Origin of the sequence: Saccharopolyspora gloriosae, from assembly GCF_022828475.1 — a bacterium.
In the GTDB taxonomy this organism is placed as follows: domain Bacteria; phylum Actinomycetota; class Actinomycetes; order Mycobacteriales; family Pseudonocardiaceae; genus Saccharopolyspora_C; species Saccharopolyspora_C gloriosae_A.
Map to the genome: position 1 here is coordinate 3,105,923 of NZ_CP059557.1, position 26,062 is coordinate 3,131,984.

Here is a 26,062-nt window from a genome sequence, read left to right on the forward strand (position 1 = left end):
CTCACCCTTCCGGGTGTTGTTTCCTGCTCTGGTCGGCTTGGAATTCGATGAAGCGCATGACGCTTTCGAGGGCGTCGGGGGAGAGTTCGCTGGCGCGGGCGGCGATGCGTTGGGCGCCGGCTTCGCCGAGCACGGCCAGCGCCTCGTACTGGCGGTTGAGGTCGTGGGCGCGGTCGTTGTCGGAGAAGTAGTCGAGCTGGACTTCGAAGAAGTCCGCCAGGGCTTGCACGAGTTGCCAGCTCGGTGAGGTCTTGTGTCCGTTGAGCAGGTCGTAGAGGTAGGTCTTGGACACCTTGACCTTGCCGCGGGCGGTGATCTCGGCGGCCACCTCGGTCGCGGTGTACTTCTCGCCGCCTTCCTTCGTGACGCTGTCGAACAGCCTCCGCAGACGTGCGGCGAAGCTCATGTCGGTCTTGTCGGCCATGTCGACCACCCACTCCCTGGGTCCACTATAGCGGAATCACAACATCAAGAAACCACTACAGTTGACGCTCCCGGTCGGCCGGGTTACGTTGGCATCGTCCGTTCCACTATAGCGGAAATCAGTGGAGAAGATCCACCGGTTGGCGCGATGCTCACCGTTCGGTCACACACCGGGCATCACGACGACCGGCCGGGGACGCCACTGGGTTCGTGGAACGCGACGACCACGGAGCGCAGTGATCCACGAACACCTCCGCCGATGCATGAGTCGGTGGGACAACTGAGTCCCTGGCCCTGAACGGGCATCACCGTCTCGGTCACCGAGGCCGAAGAGCCGGGTGGCGATCTCGAACTTCATCGACCCGCAGCACCTCTCGGCGCGGCGCGATGCCGCACGCCGTCAGAACGGCTGAACCGAAAGCACCGACCCGAGCCACATGGTCTTCGGGCGCCGAACCCGCATGTCCTGACCTGTCCAGGTTTTCGCAGTTCACACGCCAAACGAATGTCGGAGAAATCGTGATGCCCTCATTTCAGCAGCAGCCGGACATTCCGTCCGCTCCCGCAGCGCCACCAGGCGGCCGAGCCTCGTCGGGAAGACGGCAGCCGTGTACCGCAGCACTCCGGAAGGAAGCCGGTGTCGAAGACGGCCTGATCGCCCGTGACCGGCGGCTGGCCGGTGCCGCGGCCGCGATGCGCGGTGACCTGCCGACGCCAGATGTCGTCGGTGCCGTTGAAGCCGGTCGGCTTGCAGCGGCAGCCGAGTCGGGGGCGAACGAGCCGGGTGATGACGATGTCGCGTTCCGCACGGCTGCCGCGACCGGGCAGGCAGCGGCAGCGGTGCAACGGCAGGGGCTTCCGCCGGGTGCTCTCGGCGGCGCGGACTGGTCCAGTTTCGGTTCGGTGGTTCCGGTGCTGGCGGCGTCGCCGGGGGCTGGTGCGTCGGTGGTGGCGGCCGTGCTCGCTGATGCGTTGCAGCTGGCGGGGCGGCGGGTCTTGCTGGTGGACACCGCGGATCCGGTGCGCTCGGGGCTGGCTGCGGCTGCCCGTTCGGACGGGCCGGTGTTCGACGGCCCGCACCCTGCCGTGCGGATCCGGGCTTCGTGGCGGGCGCACGCGGTGCTGGCGCGGATCGAGACGTCGTTGCCGATCGTGACACCGGGGATGGTTCCGCCGTCGCGGTTCTTCGCTGCGGCGGCTCGGTCGGTGCAGGCGACGATCGTCGACATCGGACACGACCCGTGGCGGGTGGCGGCGCATCCGCTGGCCGGTGCGGGGGCGTGGCTTCGCGTCGGGGAGCCGGTGCCGCGGCCGGTGTTGGTGTGCCGGGCGAGCAGGCCGTCGTTGTTGCACGCCGAGCAGGTGCTGGCTCGGCTGGATGCCTGGAACCAGACCGGGACGATCGTCCCTCCTGCGCAGCTGGTCGTGCTGGGTGCGCGGAAGTGGCCTGCGGGAGTCGCGGGCGCGGCGGGGCGGCGCACCTCGGTGCTGCTGGAGAACGCGGTGTTCCTGCCGCACGACTCGTCCGTAGCGCTCGGCGGGATCACCGCCGAAGTCACTCCTGCGCGGTTGCGCGATGCGGCGATTCCGCTGCTGCAGCACCTGCGCCTGCTTCCTGGCCCGGCTCACGCGGCCGGGAAATCCTTCTCCCGAAAGGTGATCCGCTGATGCTCCACATCGGATTCGATGCAGTGGTCCCCGTGCTGTCGCAGCTTCCGAACCCGGCACCCGCGCCGCCGCCGGGTGCGGACAAGATCACCGAGGTCGCGGGGGTGTTCAAGTGGGGCGCGCAGATCGCCCTGCTCATCGGGTTCTTCGCGGGCCTGGCTGTGTGGGCCGGTGGCCGATGGGTCGATCACCACCGCGCGGGCAAGGTCGGCGTCGTCATGATGCTCTGCGGCGTCGCAGGCGGCCTGCTCTACGCGGTGGGGTACCCGCTGATCAACCACTTCGCCGGAGGTGGGGCATGAGTGCCCCGCGCAGCGAAGCGCGGGAACGGCGCAGGGCTGGGGTCGGGCTCGCCGCCGTGGTGCTCGGAACGCTGGCCCTGGTGGTCATGCTCGTGGCGTTGATCGTGGCCCGCGCGACCACCTCCGACCCGAACACGGCGGAATCCCGCGAGCCGGTCGCTGCAGCACCGGCCGACCTTGGGGGCGTTGAGCCCGGTGTCCTGGAGCTGGTGACTCGGCCGATGCCGGTGCTGCCGCCGCAAGCCGTGCGGCCGCAGCCGCTGAGCACCGGTTCGGCCGTACCTCCGATCACCCTTCCGCCGACCCATCCGGTGCGGGGTAGCTGGATTCCTGGCGGTGTTCCGGGAACCGCGAGCGGCGCAGTCGCCCAGCTCGCCGCGTTGGACGAGGCTGCGCTGCGCAGTGCCGATCCGGATCTCTACGCCCGCGGATTCACCGAGCTCTCCGAACCGGGAGCACCGAGCGCTACCGAGACCGGTCTGCACTCGCTGCTGCAGTCGCTGCGGACCTCGGCGGGCATGCCACCGACCGGCCCGGTTCCCAAGATGCTCGCCGACTTCCAACCCACGCACGGGCAGATCAAAGGCATCGCCGAAGGTGGCCGGCTCGTGGTGGCGTGCGTGCTCGGCCAGTTCTCCGTGGACCAACGCGGCCAGACCGTCACCGCCGGCATCGGCGACTGCCAGGCGCTGCGCTGGAACGGGCACCGCTGGCGGATCGCAGCGATGCCGCTGGCCGCTCCAGCGCCGAGCGCGTGGCCGGGCAGCGAGGACGCCGTGTCGGTCGGCTACCGAGAACTGCGGGAGGGCTGATGTGGCCGTTCGACGACATCGGTGACTCCCTCGGGTCGGAGATCGCCGAGTTCGCCGCGTCCGCGTTCGAGTCCGCGATGCGGGCGTTGTGGGACGGCAGCCTCGACCTGTTGCGGGAGGCGTTCGCGCTCGCCGACCGCTTCTCCGTGTTCGAGGTGAATCCGCACGACGGTCCGGTCGGGGTGCTGTGGCCGATGATGTTGTGGATCTCCGGGGTGCTCGCGCTGGGGTTGTTCTTCTGGCAGCTCACCATGACCTCGCTGCGCGGCGGACGGGGGATCGTGCGGTTGACCACCGGCCCGTTGCAGTACGGCGTCGCGTTGGCGGTCACCGTCGGCATGGTCGGTACGTTCCTCGCCGCCGCCGACGGGCTCACCCAAGGCATCCTGCAGGCAGGTTTGCAGGCGGCGAACTTCCAAGAAGCTCTGGAGAGCACCCAGTTCGCCGGTGGCACGGGCGAAGGCATCAAGGCTGTCGTGCTCGGGCTGTGCGCGTTGATCGGGGTTCTGCCCGCAGCGGTCGGCTACCTGCTGGAGATGTTGTTCCGCGAAGCGGCGATCTACCTGTTGGTCGCGACCATCCCGATCACCGCGGCCGGACTGCTGGCCAACGTCACCAAGCGCTGGTTCTGGACGACGGTGCGGTGGCTGCTGTCGTGCATCGCGATGAAACCGGTGCTCGCGCTTGCGCTGGTGTTGGGCATCGGCCTGGTCGCAGGTGCGGAGGGTTTGTCCGCGTTGCTCGCGGGGATCGGCGTGCTGGTGCTGAGCGTGTTCAGCCCGCTGGTGCTGTTCCGGTTGTTCGCGTTCGTCGACCCGAACACCGATGCAGGCGGCGTGTTCCGGGACGCGTTGTCGTCGTCGACGGGCATCGACTCCTACGGCATGAACAGCCCGGTCACGAAAGCCGCCACCGCCATGGCCGGGTTCGGTGACGGTGGTTCGGGTGGGTCGGCGCAGGAAGACGCGTCTGCCGGGCGGTTCGACGCGGCCTGGTCGGATTTCAGCGACGGCGCAATGAATGCCCACGGCATCGGCAGCACTGGCGGAGCAACCGGCTCGGCGGATCAGCCGCTCGATCCGGACGCGGAACGGTCGGACGCGCAGGACGACCCGCGAGCCGACGCCGATTCCGACTCGGCTCAGCCCCCTGCCGCCAACCGCGGGTCGATCACGAGCAGCGACGGGATCGGTCCCCAGTTCACCGGAGCCGGTGGCGATGAGGACCCGCCGCCACCAGAGCCTCCCGCCACCGGCTCCGACTGGGAACCGCCCGATGGCGACGGCCCCCGAGGGGGCGGCCCCAACAGCAATGGCGGTGGCAGCACCGCAGGTGGAGACGTGGAACCAGGGGTGATCGTCTGATGAGCGGCAACGTGCGGATCTACCGAGGCCTGGCGCGGCGCGAACGCGCCGGCTGGATCATGGGCCTCACCCCGGTACAAGCGGTGACCTGTCTGGTCTTGTCCGTTCCCGTGCTGTGGGCGGTCTCGACGGGGCACTTCCTGGACGCGTTGATGCTGCTCGCCGGGTGCGGAGGTGTCGCGGTCCTGGTGGTGGTGCCGGTTCGGGGACGTCCGGCGCTGCGATGGCTGGGGCACCTGTTGCTGCACCAGCTCGGCATGGCCACCGGCTGGTCGCGGTGGCAGTCTGCCGCGGCAGCGGGGCACCCGGTCGATCCGGACGAGCCGGATCTGCCGGGCGTGTTGCAGCGGGTCGAGCTGCCGGATGGGCCGCCGCTGCGCGACCAGGGCCGGGTGTGCCTCATCCACGACACCGGCGATGGCCGGTGGGGCGCGTCGGCGCGGCTGACGCACTCCGGCGTCGGGCTGCTCTCGACGGAGCAGTGCGAGCGCCTCGCCGCCCGGTTGGGGAACCTGCTGCTGTCCATCGGGCACCGTGATGTCGTCGACCGGCTGTCGCTGTTGGTGCGCACAGTGCCCGATGACGGGACCGAGCACGAGGTGTGGCGCCGCGAGCACGAGGTCGCCGACGCGCCGGAGCTCGCTCGCCGCGTGGCCGACGAGCTGGATCGCACGATCGGCAACGCCGGAGTCCGGCACGAAGTGTTCGTCACGGTCTCCGGCACCGAGGACGCGCTGCGGAAGCCGGCGGCGGCCGCGGGTGGTGGGGTGCACGGCCGTGCTCGGGTGCTCTACCGAGTTCTCGATGGCTTGGAGGACCCGCTCAAGGCGATGGGCGCGACCTCGGTCACCTGGCTCTCGGGCTCGGACCTGGCGGAGGCGGTGCGGACCTCGTTCAACCCGGATTCCAGCGCGGTGCTGCGCGCCGCGCACCTGACCGGCGCAGCGGAGGGCGGGCTGCCCAAGGCCGCCGCTGGCCCGGTCGCGGCGCCGTCACCGTCGCTGCGCCGCTACGACCACGACGCCTACTCCACGGTGTCCTACTCGGTGCTGATGCCCGATGCGGGCACGGTCTTCGGCAGCCTTTCCCCGTTGCTGGCCGTGCGTACCGCAGGCGAGCGGCGCTGCGTGGCGATTCACTACGAGGTGCTGGACTCGCGGCGAGCGGGACGCGAAGTGCAGAGCATCCGGTTCCGCACGGGTGTGCTGCGTGATTTCAAGGCACACAAGGGATTCTCCGCATCGGCGGTCGAGGAACGCGCGGCCGGTGGAGCCCAGGCTCAGGAACGGGCGGTGGCCGCCGGGCACAGCCTGGTGCGCTACTCGGTGGCCGCCGCGGTGACGGTGCCCGCGACGTGGCAGGTCGAAGACCATGCCGCTCGACTGGAGAACGACTCGGCCGGTCGGTTCCGGCTGCTGCGACTGGATCTGGCCCAGGACTCCGGTTTCGTCGCCGCCTGCGTGCCACTGGGCATCGGACTGCCCCGCTCCCGAGGAGGTCTGCTCTGATGCGCGAATCCGACCGCACGACCGCGCAACTGCTCACCCAGTTCGCCGCCGTCCCCACCGCGCCGTCGCGCAGGGAGGCGACTCTAGAGCCGAAGACTCCGCGGACGCGGCGGATCAACCGCACTCGTGCCCCACGCAGGGGACATGCGATGCCGGGCCGGGGGTGGTCGGCGGCGGAGGCGCCGTTGACGACCTATCTAGCCGCTACTCACGAGATCGGCGGGTTGTTCCCGTTGCTGGCGGCGAATCAGAACCCCGCGATGGGTGCTCGCATCGGTTACGACACGCTCAGCGGTGGCGCGTTCCACTGCAGCCCGATCGACTGGGTCCTCGGGGGACTGGTCACCAACCCGAACCTGGTGGTGTTCGGCGAACCCGGGCGCGGCAAATCGTCCACAGTGGTCGCATTGCTACTGCGGATGATGCTGTTCGGCACCCGCACTTTGATCTCCGGCGACGTGAAGGGCGAGTACAGCCCCTTGGTCCGCGCGTTGGGGATCGAGCCGATCGCGCTCGGCAGGGGTTCGCCGGCGCGGCTCAACGCCCTGGACCTCGGGCCGATCACCTCGAGGTGGGATTCATGGTCGGTGGCTCGTCAGCGCGACGAGCTCGACGGAGTCCTCGGGCGGTGGACGAAGCTCCTCGTCGCCCTCGCTGAAGCGCAGGGCTATACGGCCACGGTCAGCGATGAGGCCGTGCTCTCGCACGTGCTCCGGCGCCTGGTCGGGGCGGAGGATGGCTACACCCGACTGCGCCAGGTCACTGTCCCCGCAGTCCACCACGCCTTGGCGCATCCGGACCACGCGTTGATCGCTCGGGGGCGGTTCGCCGACGAGCGCCAGTTCCTCGACACCTTGCGCCCTATTACTGACGCGCTCGGCAACCTGATCTCTGGCCCGTTGGCCGGGTTGTTCGACGAGCCCACCAATTTCGCACTCGACTGGGCCGCGCCGATCCAGTCGATGGACCTCTCGCAGTTGCGGTCGCGTGGTGATCAGGCCGTGGCGGTGGCGCTGACGGTGCTCGGCTCGTGGTCGTCGCTGATCACGGACCTGCAGGAGGACGGCCAGATTCGCATCGTTGTGCGCGACGAGGTGTGGCGGCAGATGCGACTCGGCGTGAAGGCGGTGCAGGCCGTCGATTCGGACCTGCGGCTGTCGCGCACCGAGCGGAAGATCCAGATCCTGGTGGGGCACAAGCCCTCGGACTTCCTCTCGGTCGGCAACACCGGCTCGCAGGAAGTCGCCATCGCTCAGGACCTGCTCGCGTTGTGCAGCACGAGAATCCTGTTCGGACAGTCCACCCGGGTCGCCGACGACCTAGCCGAGGACCTCGGGCTGGGGGAACCGGAGCAGCACGTCACGACCGGCTGGTGCATGGAACGGCAAGGCCGCGCGTTGTGGAAGCTGGAAAACCAAGCTGGTTTCAAGATCCAGACGGTGCTCAGCAGTGTGGAGAAAGCACTCTTCGACACCAACGCCCAGCTGCGTGCGAACGGGGGCCGCTGATGTCGGGATCCCGCGCGGCCTGGGCGCTCGCCGCCGGGCTCGTCTACCTGATCGGCACGCCCGGACTCGTCCTCGGCGTCGCCCTGCTCGCCGTGGCCGGTGCCGCGACCGCCGGATGCGGTACCGGCGGCGACCCGGCCGGGGGTGGACAGGTCGGCGACCGCCAGTGGACCGGGGAACAACTCACCCACGCCCAGACCATCACCGGCATCGTCGAGCAGCGCCGCCTCCCGCAACGGGCGGCTGTTCTCGCGCTCTCGACTGCGATCGTCGAATCGAACCTGATCAACGTGCCCTACGGGGATCGCGATTCGCTCGGCCTGTTCCAGCAGCGACCCAGCCAAGGATGGGGCAGCGCCGAGCAGGTCAGCGACCCGGCCTATGCCACCAACGCCTTCCTCGACCATCTCATCGCGCTGGAGGGCTGGTGGAGGCTTCCGCCGGGTGTGGCGCAGCAGACCGTGCAGGCATCGGCCTACCCGGAGCGCTATGCCCCGCAGGAAGCCTCCGCCGGTGAGCTGATGAACCGCTTCTGGCGCGGGCCCGACAACCCGCCGCCAGCCAACGGTGCGGCGCCCGCAGCGCAGGCAGCGGTCTGCGGTGATCCGGGTGGCGCGAGCACTCCGCTCGACCCGCAGCAGCTTCCACCGGGCTACCGGCTTCCGGCGGAGCCGAACCAGCGCGCGGCGGTGCAGTACGCACTCGCCCAGCTCGGGAAGCCCTACGTCTTCGGCGCGAAAGGCCCGGACGCCTTCGACTGCTCCGGCCTGATGCAGGCGGCGTGGGCGCACGCCGGAGTCCCGATCTCGGCGGGCACCACCAGCCAGATCCACGACGGCCGCGCAGTCGCCGCGCTGGGACAGCTCGCACCGGGAGACCTCGTGTTTATCCCCGGCTCGCTGGGCTCACCGAGCAACCCGCGCCACGTCGGCATGTACGCCGGGTACGGGCTGATCGTCAACGCCTACGACGAGGGCACCGGAGTCGTGCTCGAACAGCTCGACGCCTGGGAGCCGCAGGTCGTGGCGATCCGTCGCGTCTCCGAACCGAGGGGAGCGAACGCATGAACCGCACCTCCTCTCCGACGGTCGACCGAGACCTCGTGTTGGTCGGACTCCTCGTGGTCGCGTCCAGCGGAGTGCTCGCACTCGCTGGGGTGCTCGTGCTCGCCGGCGCAGCTGCCACGGCGTTCGTCGGCGGGCCGTGGCGACTGCCTAACTACGGCGGCTGGCTCCCGGCAGCCATGTCCGTCCTCGGACAGCCGACGGACCCGGGCGCCGCGCTCGGCGAGCCGTGGGCGGGCGCGTTGGCTGGCCGGGTTCAGCTGTACTGGACGTTCGCACTCGGTTCCCTCGCGGTCGGTGCGGCGGTCGTCGTGCCAGTGGGGATGGCGGCCTGGTCCCGTTTCGGTCCCACCGAGCTCGGTCACGCCAGCCGGATGGAGATCCGCCGCGAGCTGTCCTTGCACGCCGCGCGCCGCACCGCGGAGTGGACCCGTCCCGGGCTCAGCGCAGATCAGCGGCGGTCAGCACCGCTGGAGCAGGTCGCCGCGCCGCTGCACCGCGGGCCGCACGGGCAGGTGCTGGGCACGCCCTTGGAGAACCCGACAGGCGCGTTCGCCCCCACCCAGAGCGGCAAGAGCCGAACCGATGTCGTACACAAGGCGCTCGCCGCACCAGGCGCGCTGGTCTGCTCGTCCACGAAACCGGACCTCGTGGAATTCGCCGCGCTGGCGCGCTCGCGGCGGCCGGGGGCCGGGCCGGTGTACGTCTTCGACACGACGGGCAAGGTCCACTGGCCGGCTCGGATCCAGCCGTCTCCGATCCCCGGTTGCCGCGACTTCGCCGTCGCGCGCCGCCGCGCGGAAACGCTGGTGGACGCCTCCGCGGTCGGCCTGAGCGACGTTGGCGGTAACGACAAAGTGTTCCGAGAGAGGGCCAAATCGGTGGTGCAGGCCTACCTGATCGCCGCGGCCCACGAGCAGCGCGGAGTCGGCGACCTGGTCGCCTGGTCGATCACGAAACCTCCGGACCAGGAGCCGGTCGAGCTGCTGCGCAAGCACGGTTTCCCCGAGCTGGCCGACAACCTGAAAGCCGAGATCGGCATGGTCGCGGAAACCTCCGATGCGGTGTGGCTGTCGGTGCGCAGGGTGATCGAACCCTGGCTGGACCCGCAGCTGCGGGAGCTGTGCTCCCCGGCGGCAGGGGAGGAGTTCGACGCCGCGTCGTTCGTGGCCAACCAGGGATCGCTGTTCCTCGTCGCCGACAAGCACCAGGCCGCGCAAGTCCGTCCGGTGCTGACCGCACTCGTGGAGGACATCCTCACCACAGAACAGGAAATGGCGTTGAGCTATCCCCACCGGCGCTTGGATCCACCGGCGACGAACGACCTCGACGAGCTTTACGACGCGACTCCGATCCCGAAGCTTCCGGAGATCCTCGCCGACTCCGCGGGCCGTGGCGTGCTGATCCACTGGGCCGCGCAGTCGATGGCGCACCTCGAAGACCTCTACGGCGAGTCTGGCCGACGCCAGCTGCTGGACAACACCACGACGCTGACGTTCTGGGGAGGCATCAAAGACCCCAAAACCCTGGAGCTGGTCTCGACCTTGGCCGCTCATCACGAGCGCAAGCGCTACCAGCAGCAATCCGACGGGCTGTTCGGCTTCGGCCGCACCTCCGTGGGCACCGAGGACGTGCCCACCTATCGACCCGGTGCGGTCCGAACCCTGCCGCGCGGTCGGGTGCTCATCTTCCACCGGCACCTGCGTCCCATCCTCGCCCGCACCGTTGATGTGCGGAAACGCCCCGACTGGACGCAGCTGAGAGCCGACCAGCAAGCCGTCAGAGCGGGCACGGCGGCGATCGACGCCGGCGGCTACGCCGCGAAGGTGGTGGAGGCACGGTGAACGACGACGAGTTCGTGCCCCGGAACCGTCCGCGGCACGACGACGGTGCCGAAGCCGCGATCGAGGCGCTGACCGAGATCGTCGGCAGCCTCACGGCAAAACTCGCCGCGCTGCGCGGACGCATCGAAACCCTGGAAACCGGCGCACCCGACGAACCGGCCGAAGAGGAGAACAAGCACGACCAACCCGCGTCATGGGTCTTGTTCGCGCCACCGGCCGCCGCAGAAGACCGTCGGCACCGGGACGATGAGCACACTCCGCTGTGGACGGTGCGCAATTTCGTCGGCTGGTACAACGCCACTTTCCTCGGAACACCCGGTTCGTCGGCGAGAGCGATTCCGCCGTGCTGGACCGAACATCCCGGCTTGGCCCAGGAAGTCGCCGTGCTCGCGTACTCGTGGCGCCGAGCCAACATCGGCACGACTGCCAACGTCCGAGACGCCCAGCTCTGGTTGCAGCAGACCCGGCCGGGCTTCGCCGCGCGGTTGAGCGACTGGACCCATTCGCACTGCTTCGACGGACGCCACCGCCCGGTCGGCGCCCGCTGCCGACCCACCCGCTTCGCCGCGGTCGCGGCAGAACAGGACGCCATCTCATCGGGGAGGAAACGGAATGAAACCTTGGATGCGCCAAACCTGCACCGCAGCGGCGGGCGCCGGGGCCGTGGCCGCTGGAGTCGGCTGGGCGCAAGCCGCCCACCGCCTGCACCACCGCACCCGCCAACTCCGCATCGCCCACCGCGACCCGGTCACCGGACTGCTCACCAGATCCGGCTGGGAAAGCACCGCCCCCGAAGCACTGCACCGCAGCACCGTGTGCGGCCTGCTCGACCTCGACGGCTTCAAACAGATCAACGACACCTTCGGCCACGCCAGCGGTGACCACGTGCTGCGCGCCGTGGCGCGGCGAGTTCGCGGCGTGCTGCCAGCAGATTCCGTGTTCGCTCGACTCGGCGGTGACGAGTTCGTCTTCCTCGCTAACTGGAACCCCGGAGAAATCGGTACAGCGGCCGACGAACTCCTCGACGTCATCACCGCGCCCCTGCCGGTCGGCGAGCGCGGCGTTCACGTCGGCTGCTCGACAGGACTGGTGCTGCTGCGGGACTTGCCGAGCCGACCGGTGCTGCTGCGCGAAGCGGTCACCGCAGCGGATCGCGCGATGTACGAGGCGAAGCTCTTCCGATCCGGCTGGTGCCGCCACGACCCGCTGCTGCACGCCGACCCACCAACCGCCCACTGCTCCACGCCGCTCGAACGCGTCCGGGACCACGGCCCCCAACCACACTTCGGGAGAACTCCGTGAAGATCCACGACGCCCGTTCCTGGGAACGCGAAGCAGCCTGTGCCGGAACCGACCACCGCCTGTGGTTCGGCGAGGACGACGTCCGCGAATCCGGCAGCGACGCCCACCGCCGTCGCGAGAACGCCAAAGCGATCTGCCGAACCTGCCCCGTGCTCACCGACTGCCTCATCGACGAACTCCTGCGCCCGCACAACGAACAACACGGCATCCGCGGCGCCACCACTCCCGGAGAACGAGCCCGCATCCTCGCCCGCTGGAGAGCCGCCGGACTCGTACCCCGACACGACCCACCGCCCAACCCTGACGCCCTGCGTGCTGTGCTCGTCAGTGGGAAAGGAACTCCGTAACAGCGGGTGGGAGCTCGGCTCAACAGATCGCGGCTTTACTGGTCGCTACCAAGAGCAACAGCGGGCTCGTCGATGTCGGTTTCCCAGAGCTGCAGGAGATAGTCCTCCACGGCGTCCGAGACGGCGAGATCGAAAGCTGTATCGCGTCCACTGGCGTGCACCCGGACACGGCACAGCGTGCTCTCGATCCGAATTGGGGTCCGGAGTTCGCGTGAAGGCTCCCGCATCAGTCCGGCCACCCGCAGATCACCCTGTGGCGCGTGCAGTGAGGTCTCCACGACGTCTTCCCAGGTGTGTGTCACTGGTGGTGGAGCACTTTGCCAGTGCTCCACCACCAGCCGGACCGGCCCAGTGTGGATACCGGTATTGATAAGGACGATGCCGGACGCAGTGGTGACGAGGCTGTGATCTTGCGAAGGCAGGCTTTCGACGTCTTCGGGGTAGGTTTCACCGTCGAGCAGGAAGAACTGGTGATAGCTCGCCTCGACGGTTCCCGAGATGGTCAGCGGTTCCGTCACCGTTCCATGCTAGCTGCCGAACACTTCAACGCAGAACAGATGGAAGTTCCTCATTCGGTGGTTTCGGGAGAATGCGCTGAGCTCGCGTCCTCCTTGGTTGGCATCCTTCAATGGCATGCGCTGGCTAAAAAGTTACCAACAAGTGGGGCTTTTTTGGGAAATCTCACCGTACGCGGACTGGTTCCAATTCGTCACCAGCGTCGGCTGGTGGAGCAGCCCCTGAGGTGCGAAGCCGACAGGCGGCAACAGCGGTGCCTGTCCTTCGATGGATCTGGCCCCGTTCTAGAACTCCTCGACGTACATGCCAGGGAACAGGCACGACGGCATGTGCGCTCCTTCGGCTGAGACGTGGCGTACCCGCAACCCTTCTCCCGCACGCCGCGCGCGAACCTATCCTCCCGCCCTCCGCCGAAGGCAATAGCACTGCCTCCCCGGGCAACCGCTCCGTGTCTTTCCGGAGGTGGGCTGCAACTTCTGCGGAGTGTTTGACGGTGACTGCCCGGGGATCTGCCCTTCTGGTCCTTCCCACTGTTCCACGGCGCGGAGTACCACTGGTGGCCGACTATGTCATGAGGAGACCTGATGCGCGAGCAGCACGGCCACGATGAAGCGGAAACGTCGAAGCAGGCACCGCAAGCTCGACCAGTGGAGACCGAAGCCGCGGGATCACAGCCGGCGGGACTCTCCAGCTCCGCAGCACACATCCTGCACCTGCAGCGGACCTTGGGGAACGCGGCCGTTGCACGGATGCTCGGCGATGAGCCGGAGGAGGTGCAGAGATCCGCCGTGCATAGAGTCCTGCGATCACCAGGACGTCCACTCGATGAGCCCGTGCGGACCGGCATGGCGGCCCGCCTCGGCGCGGACTTCTCCGACGTCCGCGTGCATACCGGGAGCACGGCGCAACGCTCGGCATCCGAAATCGGTGCCCGCGCCTACACCTCCGGAAACCACATTGTCATCGGCGAAGGCGGCACGGACAACCACATTCTCGCCCACGAACTCACCCACGTCATCCAACAGCGTTCCGGTCCCGTTGCAGGCACGGACAACGGCAGCGGACTGAAGACCTCCGACCCATCGGACCGCTTCGAGAGAGAAGCGGAGCAGAACGCGAAGCGCGTGATGGCGTCATCGCATAGAACCCCGGTTTCGGGCAAGGCTGCTTCGCAGCCGCTGCAGGGTTCTTTGCAGCGAGCAAGGTCCTCTCCAGGGCCTCGAGATCGCCAGATGACGAACGAGGAGTGGTTCGGCGTTGACGAAAATGGAGAAGAGGACAAGGGTAAGAAGCGCCAGACCCATGCTTCGCTGATATATACCGATGAGTTCGGCCGGGAAGTCGACCTCCTGAGTGCTACGAATGTCTCCGCGTCCCAGGAAGAGGACGCCATGCATGCGGAGGATCTTCTGATCGGCGGGCTGCGGGCCAACCTCGACAGATTCTCGTCGGCCAAGAACCGCCCTAATCAGATCGTCTTCTCGGTCACCAAATCGCCTTGCACGTCCGAAGTGCGTGACGGGCTTCCGGCGACAGGCAAGGGATGCACCGAGGCAATCCTGAACTTGGCGACGAATGGCCTCTCTGCAGGCGGTCGGGCCTACAAGTTCAAGATTGATCTCATCGTGCGAGGGATCTACCACGGTAAAGTGCAAGGCGGGAAGAAGGCGTCGGAAAAGGCATTAGATGTTTTGGAGGCGCATCCGGGCATCACTGTCAGCAGGGATCTGTCCAAGAAGGATATCGATGCGTTGAACGCAGACTCTTGATGATGAGACTGATTGCGGGTGATCTGGCTTCGTACGGGAAATCAGCTCCTCGCCGTCCACTCTCCGAACTGCGAATCCAGGATCAGCTGGCCCAGCTTCGTGTACTCCTGCCGCACCGCTGTGATCAGTTCGGCCCTGCCCACCGGCCGGCCTGGTTCGGCGGCGAGGTAGGCGGCGGTGATGGCGAAGGATCTGATGGAACCGCCGACTAGCTCGAAGCGTTCTGCACAGAAGTTGAGGTCGAGGTCTTCGGACCGGGGGAGGGCGGCGCCGAGACAGCGGTCCCAGAGGGCTTGGCGTTGCGTGGGATCTGGGAGGAGGAAGTCGGCTATGGCGTCGAGACGGCGGGTGAAGGCTTCGTCGAGGTTGGCTCGGAGGATGGCGTGCCGACCTCGCTCAGCGAAGAAAGCCCCGGCGAACGTGGGACGACCGCCAGACTCGGCGCCTTGTTGACCACGTCCGGATCGCGGCCCTCGCCGCGTTCTTCTGGTCGATGCCCGATCGGCTCCTATGCGCCGTGGCTCAGGCCACTGCCTCTGCCGTGGTCCTGCGTGTGGTGGTGCTCTTCCTCAGCGTGGCGGCGGTCGTGCTCGTCGCTGAGATGTTCGCGCTGATCGGTCCGATCGTCCCGGCGGTCGTCCTGGGCATCGATGAGGTTCTCGCGGAGGTTGTTGAGGCGGCGCTGGGTGTGCTCGGGGTGCTCGGGGTTCATCGGGAGCCTCCAATGGCTGTTGAGGGTGTGCCAGTTCTGGGTGCGGGTGTTGTCACCGTGGGGTTGGGGACCGAGCGGTAGGTCGGGGTGGTCCGTGCGGACGCCGTAGGTTTCGCGGTAGGCGGCGGTGCGGGTGAGGAGTTCGGCCCATTGCTCGGCGGCGTGGGGGCCGTCGGGTCGGGGTCCGAGGTTCGCCGCCCAGCGGGGCGGGTTGGCGGTGGTGGCTTCGCGGAGTTCGGTGAGGCGTCCGTGGATGGCGTGGTCGAGGTCGTCGAGTTGGCCGGTGTCGATGTCGGGTGGGAGTGAGCTCATCCACGGCAGGGCAGGTTGGTGTCCGAGTCCGGTGGCGCGTTGGTCGGCGAGGTGGTCGACGAGGCGTTGCGTGACTTCGCGCGGGTTGAGTTCGGTCCGCGAGTGGAGCGCGTGGGTGGTGTCGGTGAGCGCGCGGTCGGTGTCGAGGCCGGCTGCGGAAGCGGCTGCCGCGTGGCGCCAGACGGTGCTCCAGCTGCTCCAGTCAGGTTGTTCGGTGTGCTGGATCAGGCCTTTCCAGTGCTCGATTTGGTCGGTGGTCGGTTCGGCGGTGGGCGCGGGCGGTTCGCGTCCGTCGACGTGGCGGTGGATGCGCCAGGCGAGCAGAGCTGCGGGGTCGAGGGCGTCGTCGAGTTCGTTGAGCCGGGGGAGTAGTCGGTGTGGTTGCCAGCCTGCGCGGGTGGCGTCGTTGAGGGTGCGCAGTAGTGCTTCTTCTGCGGGGGTGCCGAGTGCGGTCGGGGCGTGGATGGCCAGCGCTTCGCGGGCTGCCTGGTCGAGTAGGGAACGCACGAGTTGTTCGCGGCGGTGCACGGTGTCGGAGAGGGGCTGTTCGGTGCGGTGCTCGGTGGTGGGGTCGGTTGCGGTGAGCGTGGCCATGAAGGGTTCGCCGAACTCCTCGCGCAGCCGGTCGGTCGGGTCGCGGCGATCCGTGTCGGGGTGTGCTTCAGGCATCCAGCGGTCGACGATGTGGCGCCATGCGTGCGCGCGCAGGTTCTGTCCTCCGGGTGGTTCGCCAAGCGGGCTAGCCGGGTCGGTGGCGTCGATGTCGTAGGTCTCGCGGTAGGCGGCGGCGTGGCCGAGCAGTTCCTCCCAGCGGAGCGCGGCTCGTGGTTCGTCCGGTCGAGGGCCGAGTCCTGCTGCCCAGCGCGGCGGTTCGGCGACCGTGGTCTGGCGTAGTTCCGTCACGCGGTCGGTGATGGCTAGCTGGAGCCGGTGTAGATAGTCGGCCTCGTCGGCGGAGAGACTGCGGAAGTCGGCGTGGGCGAGGCAGGGAACCGGCCGGTGCCCGCATTGTTCGGCGCAGGCTGCCGCGACGACTTCAGCCGCCACCGTCGAAGCCGGTGCCGGGTCGGTGGCGGGTCGGGTGTTGAGCGCGTGTGTGGCGCTTCGGATCGCGGCGTCGGCGTCCAGTCCTTCGGCGGCCGCTGCGGCGGCGCGTTCCCACACCCGGTTCCACTCGGGTTCTTCGGGTGCGGTGGTGTGGTCGTGGCGTTCGATGGTGCTGCGCCATCGGGACATCTGCTCGGCAGTCGGCGTGGTGGTGCGCGCGGGCGGCTGGTGGTGGGCGACCAGGTCGCGGATACGCCAGGTGAGCAGTGCGGTCGGGTTGTCGGCGTCGGCGAGCCCGGTGGCGAGGTCTGGGACGAGGCGGTCGGCTTGCCATCCGAGGTGTTCGGCGCTGCGCAGTTGTTGGCGCAGCGCTCCGGCTCCATCGAGGTCGAGCAGTTCAGGGACGTGCTCGGTGAGCACGGCGTCGATGCGTTCGGCGCGACCGAGGTCGGCGACGTGGGTGTGGCGGGCGACGAGGGTGCGCAGCGACTCCTCGGAGCCGAGGGAGTCCCGGAGTTCTTCGGACGCGGATGTTTCCGCCGAGGAGCGTTGCAGCGCGTTTTCGAGGACTCCGCGTGCGGTGCGTTCCAGCGGCGTTTCGTGGTGGGAGTCGAGGGTGTGCTCGTGGGTTTCGACCCACAGCCGGTTCTGCCCGCGGGCGCGGGTGACCATCGTGTAGAGCTGTTCGCGGGAGGTCCCGCGGGTGATGACGCTGTGGGCGGTGTGCTCGGAGGTCATGCCCTGCACGCGGTTGACGGTGGCGGCGTAGGCGAGTTCGACGTGTTCGCGCACGTACTCGGCGGGCAGGCGCACCGAGCCTCCGGTGGCCTGGTGGCGCAACACGAGCGACCCGTTGTCGTGCACGCGTTGCACGGTCCAGGTGTCGCCGTTCTTGACGAAGTCGGTGCCGCGAAACAGGGTTTTCAACCGGTCGTTGTGCCGGGTGACTATCCAGTCTCCTGCGCTGGCGGTGGTGCCGTCGTGCAGCCGTACGGAACGTTCGTCGTTGACGTGGCCGCGGGCCAGGCGCAGTTCGCGGGCTTGCACGTTGAGGTCGACGACGTCGTCGTTGCTCGGCACGATCAGCAGCGACTGGAGCCCGGCGTCCAGGTCGGCGCGCCATGCCCGGTGCGCGGCGTCGCGCATCGTCTCCAGCGAGCCGTCCTGCACCCGCTCGTGGTCGAAGTAGTAGTCCAGCCCGCTCGGGTCCGCGGCGTGCAGCAGCAGCGACGCCTGTGCTTGGGCGCGATCGTGGAAGCGCACCACTTCGTGGAGTTTGAGAACTGATTCGGCGTTCTGGTGCGCGAACCACCGCATGGCGCCGCCGGCTTCGACGGCGGAGAGTTGGCGGTGGTCGCCGACCATGCGCACGTCCGCGCCGCGGCCCAGCGCGTAGCTCACCACGGTGTGCAGGGTGTGGGTTCCGGCCATCGCTGCTTCGTCGATGACGAGGACGTCGCCTCGGGTGAACGCGAAGCGGCGGTGCGCGTTGCCCCGGTCCAGCGCGGTGGTGACCTGGTGCAGCGTGTGCGGGCGGGCGCCGATGGAGTGGCCGAGCTCTTGCGCGGCTCGCGCGGAGGGCCGAAGGCGTACACCTGGCCACCTGCGGAGCGCCAGGCGTCGGCGAACACCTTCATGGTGGTGGTCTTGCCTGTCCCGGCAGGGGCGACGAGCAGCTGCACCCGCCGTCCCGAAGTGGCGAAGCCGCGCACCGCGGCTTGCTGACCGCTGTTGAGCTTCGCGTCCGTCAGCGCAGCCTCAACGGTGTGTGCGGTGAGCCGGTGACCGTCCCGACGCCGTCCCCATTCGGCCAACGCCGCTTCTTCGCGCAGCGTCTGGTGGGTGGTGAAGCGTTCGGCGCCGTGTTCGGTGAACACGCTCTCTCCGCTGGCGCGGCGCAGCGATTCCGGCTCCTCCACCAACGACGGTGCTTGCAGCGCGACCGTGTCCGGCGCGGCGAGCACCGCGTCCACGATCCGATCGATGAGGCCTTCACGCTCTTCGCCGCGCACGGCTACACCAGCGGATTGGCGGTGCGCCTCGGCGAGCAGGTTCCACCGGTTGAAGTGGCTGTAGTGCTCGGAGACGGTCGTCAACGTGGCCACCGCCAGCTCTTCGAGCGAACGCTCCTTCGCGGGGGTTGGGCGCGCTCCGAACACGCGCTCGCCGATGCGTGACACCGCTGCCGTCCCCGCGGTCGCTGCGGCTTCTCGGCGCCACCGCGCCACGTGCTGTGCGAGGGGGAGCGACTCGGCGGGCTTGGCCTGCCGCGTGGCGTACTGGGCGCGGCGCCCGATCTCCAGCAGCTGCTTCGAATTCGGTTCTCGCCCGTGTTCGCGGCGGAAGGCGACGATGCCACGGGCCCGTTCCCGCTCGACCGCGGCGGCGCGCTGGGAGAACCCTTCCAACAGCTCCGAGCCGACTCCGTCGAGTTCCCACACCGGGCGTTTGAGGTCGATGCCGTGGTGCGGGCGCATGCTGAACTGCGCACCCTGCTCGCGCAGCAGGTCGCGGATTCGGGAGTTGTAGAATTCGCTGAGCGTCACCGCTGCGGCCAGTAGCGTGCGCCCGTCCATCGAAGTCCACTTGCCGTCCACAGCGGACTGAACTTTCGTGCTGACCGGCACGTGGGTGTGCAAGTGCGGGTCGGCGGCGCGGGAATCCCAGTGCTCGAACAGCGTCGCCGCGATCCCGCGGGTGTCGTGCTGAGCGATGCCGCCCGCGCCTTTGCGCGTGAACGCGGCATTGCACTCCAGGTAGCCGAGCGTGTCGCGCACCGCTTGCCTATGCACGTCGACGATGCGTTCACTCGTTGCCGTATCGCCCAGGCCCCAAGCGACGCTGACCGACTTGGGTGGTGCGAACACCAGCTCGTAACCGGCGGTCGCGTTCTTCAGCACTCGCCGTTGTTCCGCGCGCCATGCCTCGAACTCGTCGTTGCTGGCGGGCGGGGCGCCATGAGCGTCGGTGAAGGCCCGGATCTGCACGTCGTGGCGGATGCGCGCCCGATCGGCCTCGCTGATGGGCGCGCCAGGTTCCCGACCGCGGACCCGGTTGTAGGCCGCGTAGGCCTCGCGGATCATCGTGCGCAGGTCGTCGACACCGCCGAAGCGGGGAACCGGTTGCCGAGTTTGGTGGCCTGCAACGCGTCCTGCGGGTTCGCACCTGCCGCCAGCAGCCGGGTTTCGATGCCGTTGGCGTCGGGGTGCCGGCCTTCGCCGAACAGTGCCTGCATCTGCGCCGCTTCGACTTCGCCGGTCATGCCCAGTGCGGCAGCGCCTGCCCCGAACCACTGCCCGGGCGGGTAGCCGTGCCGGAAGTAGTAGTCCGCGAGGGTTTCGCCGACGTCCATGTCCCGATCACCGCACGCGACCCTGCCGACGAGGTACTCATGACCTCCCGGCGTGATCTTGCGAATTCCCATCATGGCGGCACCCGTGCAGGCATGGTCGACGACGAAGCGGTGCGCTCCATGCTTGCGGGTTCGCCCGCGATTCCCGAGTGACCGCAATCGATTCAGCACCTGGGAGACTGGCGGAATCTCGTATTCAATTGTCGCGAATTCTCTGCTTCCTCAGGTTGCGGTGGATCACCTGTTCCGGTTCTGGGGCTTGCGGAACATCCTCGTAGTAGCGCTGCAGCCAGCGCCGCGGCGGGGAGTTGATCAGCGCGGTCTCGCCCTGGTTCATCAACATCGCAACACCTCGATTGCATCCATATGAGTTGCTATCATCGCCTTATGGCGATGAATAGCATGGAGGGCTGCCTGGCGTCGAGCCCGCCGGGCGTGAGCCTGGATCCGGCGGTGGCGTTGTTCCACAGCCTCTCGGACGCCACGCGGCTGGCGATCGTGCAGCGCCTGGCCGACGGGGAAGCCCGAGTCGCTGACCTGATCAGTGAGCTGGGGCTGGCGCAGTCGACGGTGTCGGCGCACGTGGCGTGCCTGCGTGACTGCGGCCTGGTCGTGGGGCGCCCGGAAGGCCGCCAGGTGTTCTACAGCCTGGCCCGACCGGAGTTGATGGACCTGCTGGCCTCGGCGGAAGTGCTGCTGGCCGCGACCGGCAACGCGGTGGCGCTGTGCCCGAACTACGGAACCGACACCACCGAGGAGATCGTGCGATGAGCGACGCCTGCGGCTGCGGCAGCGACGAACCCCGCACCGGCGAGGACGCCGAGGAGCGCGAGCCGGAACGACTCTGGGAGGTCACCGAACTACGCTTCGCCGCGATCGCGGGCGTACTGCTGATCGCCGGATACGCCGCGGAGTGGGCGGGGGCGGAGCCGATGCTGGCGCTCGCGCTCAAGGCGCTGGCGTTGCTCGCCGGTGCTTACACGTTCGTGCCCTCCACGCTCAAGCGGCTGGTCAAGGGCAAGATCGGTGTCGGCACGCTGATGACGATCGCCGCGGTCGGCGCGGTGATCCTGGGTGAGGTCGGCGAGGCCGCCATGCTGGCCTTCCTGTACTCCATCAGCGAGGGCCTGGAGGAATACTCCCTGGCCCGCACCCGCCGCGGGCTACGTGCCCTGCTGTCGCTGGTGCCGGATGAGGCCACCGTGCTGCGCGACGGCACCGAGGTCGTGGTGCCCCCGGCCGAACTGCGGGTCGGGGACCGGATGGTGGTCAAGCCCGGCGAGCGCATGGCCACCGACGGCGTGATCCGCACCGGCCGTACCGCGCTGGACGTCTCGGCGATCACCGGCGAATCCGTGCCCGTGGAAGCCGGTCCCGGCAGTGAGGTGTTCGCCGGGTCGATCAACGGCACCGGCGTCCTGGAAGTCGAGGTCACCACGACCGCCGAGGACAACTCCCTGGCCCGGATCGTGCGGATCGTGGAGGCCGAGCAGTCCCGCAAGGGCTCCAGCCAGCGCCTCGCCGACCGCATCGCCAAACCCCTGGTGCCCGGCGTGATGATCGCCGCCGCGCTCATCGCCGGCCTCGGCAGCCTGTTCGGCGACCCGCTGACCTGGATCGAACGCGCCCTGGTCGTGCTCGTCGCCGCCTCGCCGTGCGCGCTGGCGATCTCCATCCCCGTCACCGTCGTCGCGGCCATCGGTGCCGCCAGCAAGCTCGGCGTGCTCGTCAAGGGCGGCGCCGCGCTGGAAGCCCTGGGACGCATGCGCGGGGTGGCGCTGGACAAGACCGGCACGCTGACCCGCAACCAGCCCACCGTGGTCGACGTCGCCACCACCGACGGAACCCCACGCGAGCGCGTGCTCGGAGTGGCCGCCGCGCTGGAGGCCCGCAGCGAACACCCCCTCGCCCGCGCCATCCTCGCCGCGGTCGACGGTGAGTCGATCGCGGCGGCGACCGACGTCGAGGCGGTCACCGGTGCGGGGCTAACCGGCCAGGTCGACGGACGCACCGCGCGACTGGGCCGACCCGGCTGGCTGGAGCCCGGCCCGCTGGCCGCCGACGTGCAACGTATGCAGCACGCCGGATCCACCGCAGTGCTCGTCGAAGACGACGGCCACGTGATCGGTGCGATCGCCGTGCGCGACGAACTCCGTCCCGAAGCAGCTGAGGTCATCACCCGGCTGCACCAAGGCGGCTACCACGTCGCCATGCTCACCGGCGACAACCACGCCACCGCCACCGCTCTGGCCGCCCAGGCGGGCATCGACTCCGTGCACGCCGAACTGCGCCCGGAGGACAAGGCCCGCATCATCAGCGAGCTCAGCGGCCAGCGGTCTATGGCGATGGTCGGCGATGGCGTCAACGACGCCCCCGCCCTGGCCACCGCCGACCTGGGCATTGCAATGGGCGCCATGGGCACCGACGTGGCCATCGAAACCGCCGACGTCGCGCTCATGGGCGAAGACCTGCGGCACCTCCCGCACACCCTCGACCACGCACGCCGCGCCCGGCGGATCATGCTGCAAAACGTCGGACTGTCGCTGGCGATCATCACGGTGCTGATGCCGCTTGCACTGTTCGGCGTGCTCGGGCTGGCAGCGGTGGTGCTGGTGCACGAGGTCGCCGAGGTCGTCGTCATCGCCAACGGAGTCCGCGCCGGCCGGGCCAAGCCGCTGCCGACGCTCCCGGGTGGCCACCGTACGGCCCGGCCCGCGCCGGTGGGGGCATCAGCGTGACCAGGACTGAAGCGCCGGTGGTGAGTGTGGCCCGACGCCGGGCCATACTCACCACCACAGCCGCGCTCTTGGCCCTCGGGGACCTGACGGTGAAAATCTGGGCCACCCCGTAGCGTGGCGTTCCCAGCGGGTTTCGAACAGCTGCGTTGGCTGCCAGTTGGGCACCCTGATCGGCCCGTTGACGATTAGCTGTTTCCGAGGCGGGCGTGATCACCGGCGGCGTAGGTCTTCCAGGTGGATCCAGCTTCGGCGGCAAGTTGCTCGGTGGTGTTGGGGTGGTAGCCGAGCATTCCGGCGACAACGGGGGCGGGTGCTTGGAGGACAAGCTGGCGGATCGTGGTGGTACGGCCATCGCGGCTGGGTAGGCCGAGGTTGCGCAGCCGAAGGCGCAGCGAGGTGGTGTGCAGGGGCTGTCCTGGGCGGCGACCGGGGAACAGGAACGGGTTGGTCGCGCCGCCGGCGGTGGTGAGGTTCAGCCGGTTGTCGAGGTAGCGGGTCAGCACCTCGGCGAACGGCGGTGGAACCGGCGTGGGTGGGTCGCCGAGCCGCAGTAGCACCTGGTCGTCGTCGCGGATGATGTCGTCGGTGGTCAGCTGTGCGATCCGGATCAGTGGTTGGGCGTAGAGCAGGATCAGCAGGGCGAGCACGCGATCGGCGTCAGGGATGGTCTCGTCGGTGAGCACCCGGCGGACCTGATCAAGACGGTGGCGCTGGCTCAATCGTGCGGCGATCGAGCTCGGCGAAGTGGGCAGATGCAGGCGGGGAAGTTCGTGTCGCCGGAGCGCCCACTGCAGGAACTCGCGGGAGCACTTGGAATCCCGGTTTTCCGCGGTGAACCAGCGGTCGATGTCGGTTTGGGTGCACTCATCAAGTCGTCGTCCGTGCGCGGCGAGGTCGTCAAGGAACAACACGGCGACCCGGAGCAGACGACGGGCGTTGTTGGCTCGGTAGGAGTTGATGGGCTGCTCGCGGGCGGTTTGGCGTAGTCGGCGCAGCACGTGCCAGGTGGCGAACCGCTCCAGCAGCTTGCGGTGCGCAGGGTCGTTGATCGTCGCCAGCCAGTCGGGCAGCCATTGCTCGAACAGCAGCAGGAATCGGTCGACGGGTGGGAGAACACCGCAGTCGATGAGCAGGTCGCGCACGTAGATGACCGATCTCCACGGGTGGAGCCTGCTCAAGCCCTCGTGGGTGAGCGGGACCTCGCTGCGGGCCAGAGCGGACAACACCGAGACTGGGGCTTCGCGGCGCAGCCAGGTCAGTCGACTGGCGGGCCAGCTCATGGCGTGAATCAGGTGAAACAGCGGTTCCAGCTCGGGGCGCACTGCGCCGCTGCCGTCGTCGAGTAGTTCGGTCAGCCGGTCCGCGAGCACGCATCGGGTGCAAGCGTCGGTGCGGTAGCCAGGTCCTTCCTGGCCGCAGCGACGGCAGATGAAGTCACCAAGACCGCCGGCACAGTCGGTGCAGATCGGGCTGCCGTCTGAGGCGCGACGGCCGGGAAGTAGCCGGTCGGTGGCGCAGTCCCCGCAGCGACCGTAGGTGTTGATCGCCTGTTCGTAGCAGGCGACGCAGACGGGTCCTTCCGGCCAGCCCCACCGGGCACGAAGCCGGTTATCGCCCTTGATTTTGGCGTAGTCACTGCACACCGGGCGCCCGCACCGCGCACAGACCGCGCTGGTGGGCAGGTGGTCCTGGTTCATTCAGCTGGGGTGATCCGGGCGCGTTTGGGACGTAGCTCAGCGACGTTCGGTGGCGCCGGGGCGTCGTCGGTGGCGGTCTTGCGGATGCCGATGTTGGCCGCGCGGGTGCTGACCAGCTCGCCGGGTTCGGTGGCGAAGATGTCGCACAGCGCTGACAGCACCTTCAACGACAACCGTTCGGGAGTTCCGGTCACCAGCCGGTGCACCTGTGAGACCGACAGGTGGATACCGCGCTCGCGCAGCGGTTCCACTAGGTCGGTTGTGGCGTACATGCCATGCTCGGCCATGGTCTCCCGCAGCCGCCACGTGTAGCTGACCTCGCGCTTCTGCATCGTCATGCTCCTTTTCCTCCTGGCCCCAGTGCCTCGTCGATCGTCGCGTCCAGCGCCCGCCGCAGTGTGCGGGTGCGGTAGTCCGAGGACACGCAGGTGTAGATCGAGGTCGTGCTGGCGTGTTCGTGGCCGACCTGTTCCTGCACGAACCGCGCGTCGAATCCGTCCTCGATCAGGTGCGTCACGTAGGCCCGGCGCAGTGAGTGGAAGTCCAGCGCAGGATCCATTCCGAGCTCGTCGCGGTAGGCGGCCAGCCGCCGGTTGAGCTGCTTGTTGGCGATCCGCGGGGCGCGTTCGGAAGGCCACAGCGCCGGGTTGTCCTCTCTCCCGAGCAGCGGCTGCACCTCGGTCACCCACTGCTCAAGCACTTCGGCGACCCACTCCCACACGCACAGCACGCTGCGCCGTTTTGGCGGCGAGCCCTTCTTGGCCTTGCCGTGCCGGACGTAGCAAACGCCGTACTCACCGAACTCCCGACCGTGCGGATTGCGGCCGAAGTCGACGACATCGAGCATCCTCGTCTCGTTGCGGCGCAGCCCGAACCCGTAGGCCGTCTTGAACGTCGTTACGTCCCGGAACGCCGCCAGCCAGCCCTTGCGGCCGGCAGCGCGTTTGCGTGCGATCTCCTCATCGGCGTGGTCAAACAGCGCCTGCAACTCCTCGCGGGTGAAGGCCCGCCGCTGGGGCTCGGCTTCGACCTCGGCGACATGCGCCGCGGCGTTGACCTCGTTGATCACCTGCACTGGATGAGTGCCGAACCGCTGCTCACACTCCGCGGCCCATCCGTAAGCCGGATCGGTGAGGAACGAGCAGAACGTCCGCAGCGCACCTTGGTAGCCGCGCACGGTGGACTTCGAGACATGGTGCACCGCGCGCAGATCGGTGAACCACTCGTCGGCCAACTGCGGGCTCCAGTGCCACGGATATTCCCCGGCGTGCTCGAAGAAGCGCCGAACCTGGCGCTGCTGCGCCTCGACCGTCGAGCGCGCCAGGTTGCGCGCCAACTGCTGGTTACGCCAGCCCTCCAGCATCGCGGCGAAAACCTGCTCCTCGGGGTGCAGCAGCGGCACACCATCGGCCAGATGCAGCCCAACTGAGCCCGGAAACCCGTCGTTCTTGCTCACTGGCCCCGCCTTCCAGAGATCGCATCCAGCGCGAGTATGTCGCATCAGACGCGATCTGCGTAAGGTGGTCCTGGTCAACGACCATGCGAGCCAAGCTGAACTTCAATGACCCCGTAGGTTCCGCTACGGTCGAGCGTGCGCGAGCACATCATCACCCCAGCTTGGCGGCCTCGAGTGCATCGCTTCCGCGCCGTTCGCAAGGCGGCGCGAGTTCTCATCGGATGCGATACGTCCTGGTTGCACTCCGAGTGCAAGAGGTGCTGTGGGCGAGCGGCGCGGCCGGCGCGAGCCGGGCAGGCAAGGGGGGCCGGGCGGGCGCGG

General features: G+C 68.6%; 21 protein-coding genes and 1 pseudogene. 13 read left to right on the forward strand and 9 right to left on the reverse strand.

Features of this window, described 5'->3' with window-relative positions; genetic code table 11:
• Position 1 precedes the first annotated feature (1 nt).
• The gene (locus tag H2Q94_RS13245) at positions 2-424 is read right to left on the reverse strand and encodes a helix-turn-helix domain-containing protein (protein WP_243795033.1); all 423 of its coding nucleotides are present in this window, start codon (positions 422-424) and stop codon (positions 2-4) included.
• 521 nt (positions 425-945) lie between these two features.
• On the opposite strand from H2Q94_RS13245, the gene H2Q94_RS13250 reads away from it, so the two are divergent.
• The 8 genes from H2Q94_RS13250 to H2Q94_RS13285 are packed head-to-tail and all read left to right on the forward strand — an operon-like array spanning position 946 to position 10,493.
• Positions 946-2,091: a P-loop NTPase family protein gene (locus H2Q94_RS13250; protein WP_243795034.1), complete on the forward strand. Its 1,146-nt coding sequence runs from the start codon at positions 946-948 to the stop codon at positions 2,089-2,091.
• Positions 2,091-2,393: a hypothetical protein gene (locus H2Q94_RS13255; RefSeq protein ID WP_184479682.1), complete on the forward strand. Its 303-nt coding sequence runs from the start codon at positions 2,091-2,093 to the stop codon at positions 2,391-2,393. The genes H2Q94_RS13250 and H2Q94_RS13255 overlap by 1 nt, the downstream gene beginning before the upstream one ends.
• Complete coding sequence (locus H2Q94_RS13260) at positions 2,390-3,205, forward strand: hypothetical protein (protein WP_243795036.1); 816 nt, start codon at positions 2,390-2,392, stop codon at positions 3,203-3,205. Before H2Q94_RS13255 ends, H2Q94_RS13260 begins: the two co-directional genes overlap by 4 nt.
• Positions 3,205-4,569, forward strand: a complete 1,365-nt coding sequence (locus H2Q94_RS13265; protein ID WP_243795038.1) for a type IV secretion system protein — start codon at positions 3,205-3,207, stop codon at positions 4,567-4,569. The genes H2Q94_RS13260 and H2Q94_RS13265 overlap by 1 nt, the downstream gene beginning before the upstream one ends.
• Complete coding sequence (locus tag H2Q94_RS13270) at positions 4,569-6,077, forward strand: SCO6880 family protein (RefSeq protein ID WP_243795039.1); 1,509 nt, start codon at positions 4,569-4,571, stop codon at positions 6,075-6,077. Before H2Q94_RS13265 ends, H2Q94_RS13270 begins: the two co-directional genes overlap by 1 nt.
• On the forward strand, positions 6,077-7,585 hold the full coding sequence (locus H2Q94_RS13275) for a type IV secretory system conjugative DNA transfer family protein (protein WP_243795040.1): 1,509 nt from the start codon (positions 6,077-6,079) through the stop codon (positions 7,583-7,585). Before H2Q94_RS13270 ends, H2Q94_RS13275 begins: the two co-directional genes overlap by 1 nt.
• A complete protein-coding gene (locus tag H2Q94_RS13280; RefSeq protein ID WP_243795041.1) occupies positions 7,585-8,652 on the forward strand; it encodes a C40 family peptidase in 1,068 nt (355 codons plus the stop codon). Before H2Q94_RS13275 ends, H2Q94_RS13280 begins: the two co-directional genes overlap by 1 nt.
• Positions 8,649-10,493: a type IV secretory system conjugative DNA transfer family protein gene (locus H2Q94_RS13285; protein ID WP_243795042.1), complete on the forward strand. Its 1,845-nt coding sequence runs from the start codon at positions 8,649-8,651 to the stop codon at positions 10,491-10,493. The genes H2Q94_RS13280 and H2Q94_RS13285 overlap by 4 nt, the downstream gene beginning before the upstream one ends.
• On the opposite strand, the gene H2Q94_RS13290 is transcribed toward H2Q94_RS13285, so the two are convergent.
• Positions 10,463-10,678 (reverse strand): hypothetical protein, encoded by a 216-nt coding sequence (locus H2Q94_RS13290; protein ID WP_243795043.1) that lies wholly within the window; start codon positions 10,676-10,678, stop codon positions 10,463-10,465. The genes H2Q94_RS13285 and H2Q94_RS13290 overlap by 31 nt on opposite strands.
• Before the next feature lie 427 nt (positions 10,679-11,105).
• On the opposite strand from H2Q94_RS13290, the gene H2Q94_RS13295 reads away from it, so the two are divergent.
• Positions 11,106-11,795, forward strand: a complete 690-nt coding sequence (locus H2Q94_RS13295) for a GGDEF domain-containing protein (protein ID WP_309501159.1) — start codon at positions 11,106-11,108, stop codon at positions 11,793-11,795.
• Positions 11,792-12,142: a WhiB family transcriptional regulator gene (locus tag H2Q94_RS13300; RefSeq protein WP_243795044.1), complete on the forward strand. Its 351-nt coding sequence runs from the start codon at positions 11,792-11,794 to the stop codon at positions 12,140-12,142. The genes H2Q94_RS13295 and H2Q94_RS13300 overlap by 4 nt, the downstream gene beginning before the upstream one ends.
• Before the next feature lie 35 nt (positions 12,143-12,177).
• Here the strand turns inward: H2Q94_RS13300 and H2Q94_RS13305 are convergent, their stop codons facing one another.
• Positions 12,178-12,660: a hypothetical protein gene (locus tag H2Q94_RS13305; RefSeq protein ID WP_243795045.1), complete on the reverse strand. Its 483-nt coding sequence runs from the start codon at positions 12,658-12,660 to the stop codon at positions 12,178-12,180.
• 582 nt (positions 12,661-13,242) lie between these two features.
• Here H2Q94_RS13305 and H2Q94_RS13310 point away from each other — a divergent pair.
• The gene (locus H2Q94_RS13310) at positions 13,243-14,427 is read left to right on the forward strand and encodes an eCIS core domain-containing protein (protein ID WP_243795046.1); all 1,185 of its coding nucleotides are present in this window, start codon (positions 13,243-13,245) and stop codon (positions 14,425-14,427) included.
• 508 nt (positions 14,428-14,935) lie between these two features.
• Here H2Q94_RS13310 and mobF read toward each other — a convergent pair.
• The 3 genes and pseudogenes from mobF to H2Q94_RS13335 all read right to left on the reverse strand — a co-directional run bounded on the left by mobF (position 14,936) and on the right by H2Q94_RS13335 (position 20,193).
• Positions 14,936-19,581, reverse strand: a pseudogene (gene mobF, locus H2Q94_RS13320) (MobF family relaxase).
• Entirely contained in the window at positions 19,578-19,925 is a 348-nt protein-coding gene (locus H2Q94_RS13330) for a relaxase domain-containing protein (protein ID WP_243795047.1), read from the reverse strand. Before H2Q94_RS13330 ends, mobF begins: the two are co-directional and overlap by 4 nt.
• 121 nt (positions 19,926-20,046) lie before the next feature.
• Positions 20,047-20,193: a hypothetical protein gene (locus H2Q94_RS13335; RefSeq protein ID WP_243795048.1), complete on the reverse strand. Its 147-nt coding sequence runs from the start codon at positions 20,191-20,193 to the stop codon at positions 20,047-20,049.
• A 44-nt stretch (positions 20,194-20,237) separates the two neighbouring features.
• On the opposite strand from H2Q94_RS13335, the gene H2Q94_RS13340 reads away from it, so the two are divergent.
• Both H2Q94_RS13340 and H2Q94_RS13345 read left to right on the forward strand, forming a co-directional pair.
• Positions 20,238-20,621 carry an ArsR/SmtB family transcription factor gene (locus tag H2Q94_RS13340; protein WP_243795049.1) on the forward strand — a complete coding sequence of 128 codons (384 nt, stop codon included), beginning with the start codon at positions 20,238-20,240 and terminating at the stop codon, positions 20,619-20,621.
• The gene (locus H2Q94_RS13345; RefSeq protein ID WP_243795052.1) at positions 20,618-22,588 is read left to right on the forward strand and encodes a heavy metal translocating P-type ATPase; all 1,971 of its coding nucleotides are present in this window, start codon (positions 20,618-20,620) and stop codon (positions 22,586-22,588) included. The genes H2Q94_RS13340 and H2Q94_RS13345 overlap by 4 nt, the downstream gene beginning before the upstream one ends.
• A 185-nt stretch (positions 22,589-22,773) precedes the next feature.
• Here the strand turns inward: H2Q94_RS13345 and H2Q94_RS13350 are convergent, their stop codons facing one another.
• Genes H2Q94_RS13350 through H2Q94_RS13360 form a run of 3 tightly spaced genes read right to left on the reverse strand, consistent with a single transcriptional unit; the run spans position 22,774 to position 25,741 of the window.
• On the reverse strand, positions 22,774-24,285 hold the full coding sequence (locus H2Q94_RS13350) for a hypothetical protein (RefSeq protein WP_243795053.1): 1,512 nt from the start codon (positions 24,283-24,285) through the stop codon (positions 22,774-22,776).
• Positions 24,282-24,623: a helix-turn-helix domain-containing protein gene (locus H2Q94_RS13355; protein ID WP_243795055.1), complete on the reverse strand. Its 342-nt coding sequence runs from the start codon at positions 24,621-24,623 to the stop codon at positions 24,282-24,284. Before H2Q94_RS13355 ends, H2Q94_RS13350 begins: the two co-directional genes overlap by 4 nt.
• Positions 24,620-25,741: a tyrosine-type recombinase/integrase gene (locus H2Q94_RS13360; protein WP_243795057.1), complete on the reverse strand. Its 1,122-nt coding sequence runs from the start codon at positions 25,739-25,741 to the stop codon at positions 24,620-24,622. Before H2Q94_RS13360 ends, H2Q94_RS13355 begins: the two co-directional genes overlap by 4 nt.
• Positions 25,742-26,062 lie beyond the last annotated feature (321 nt).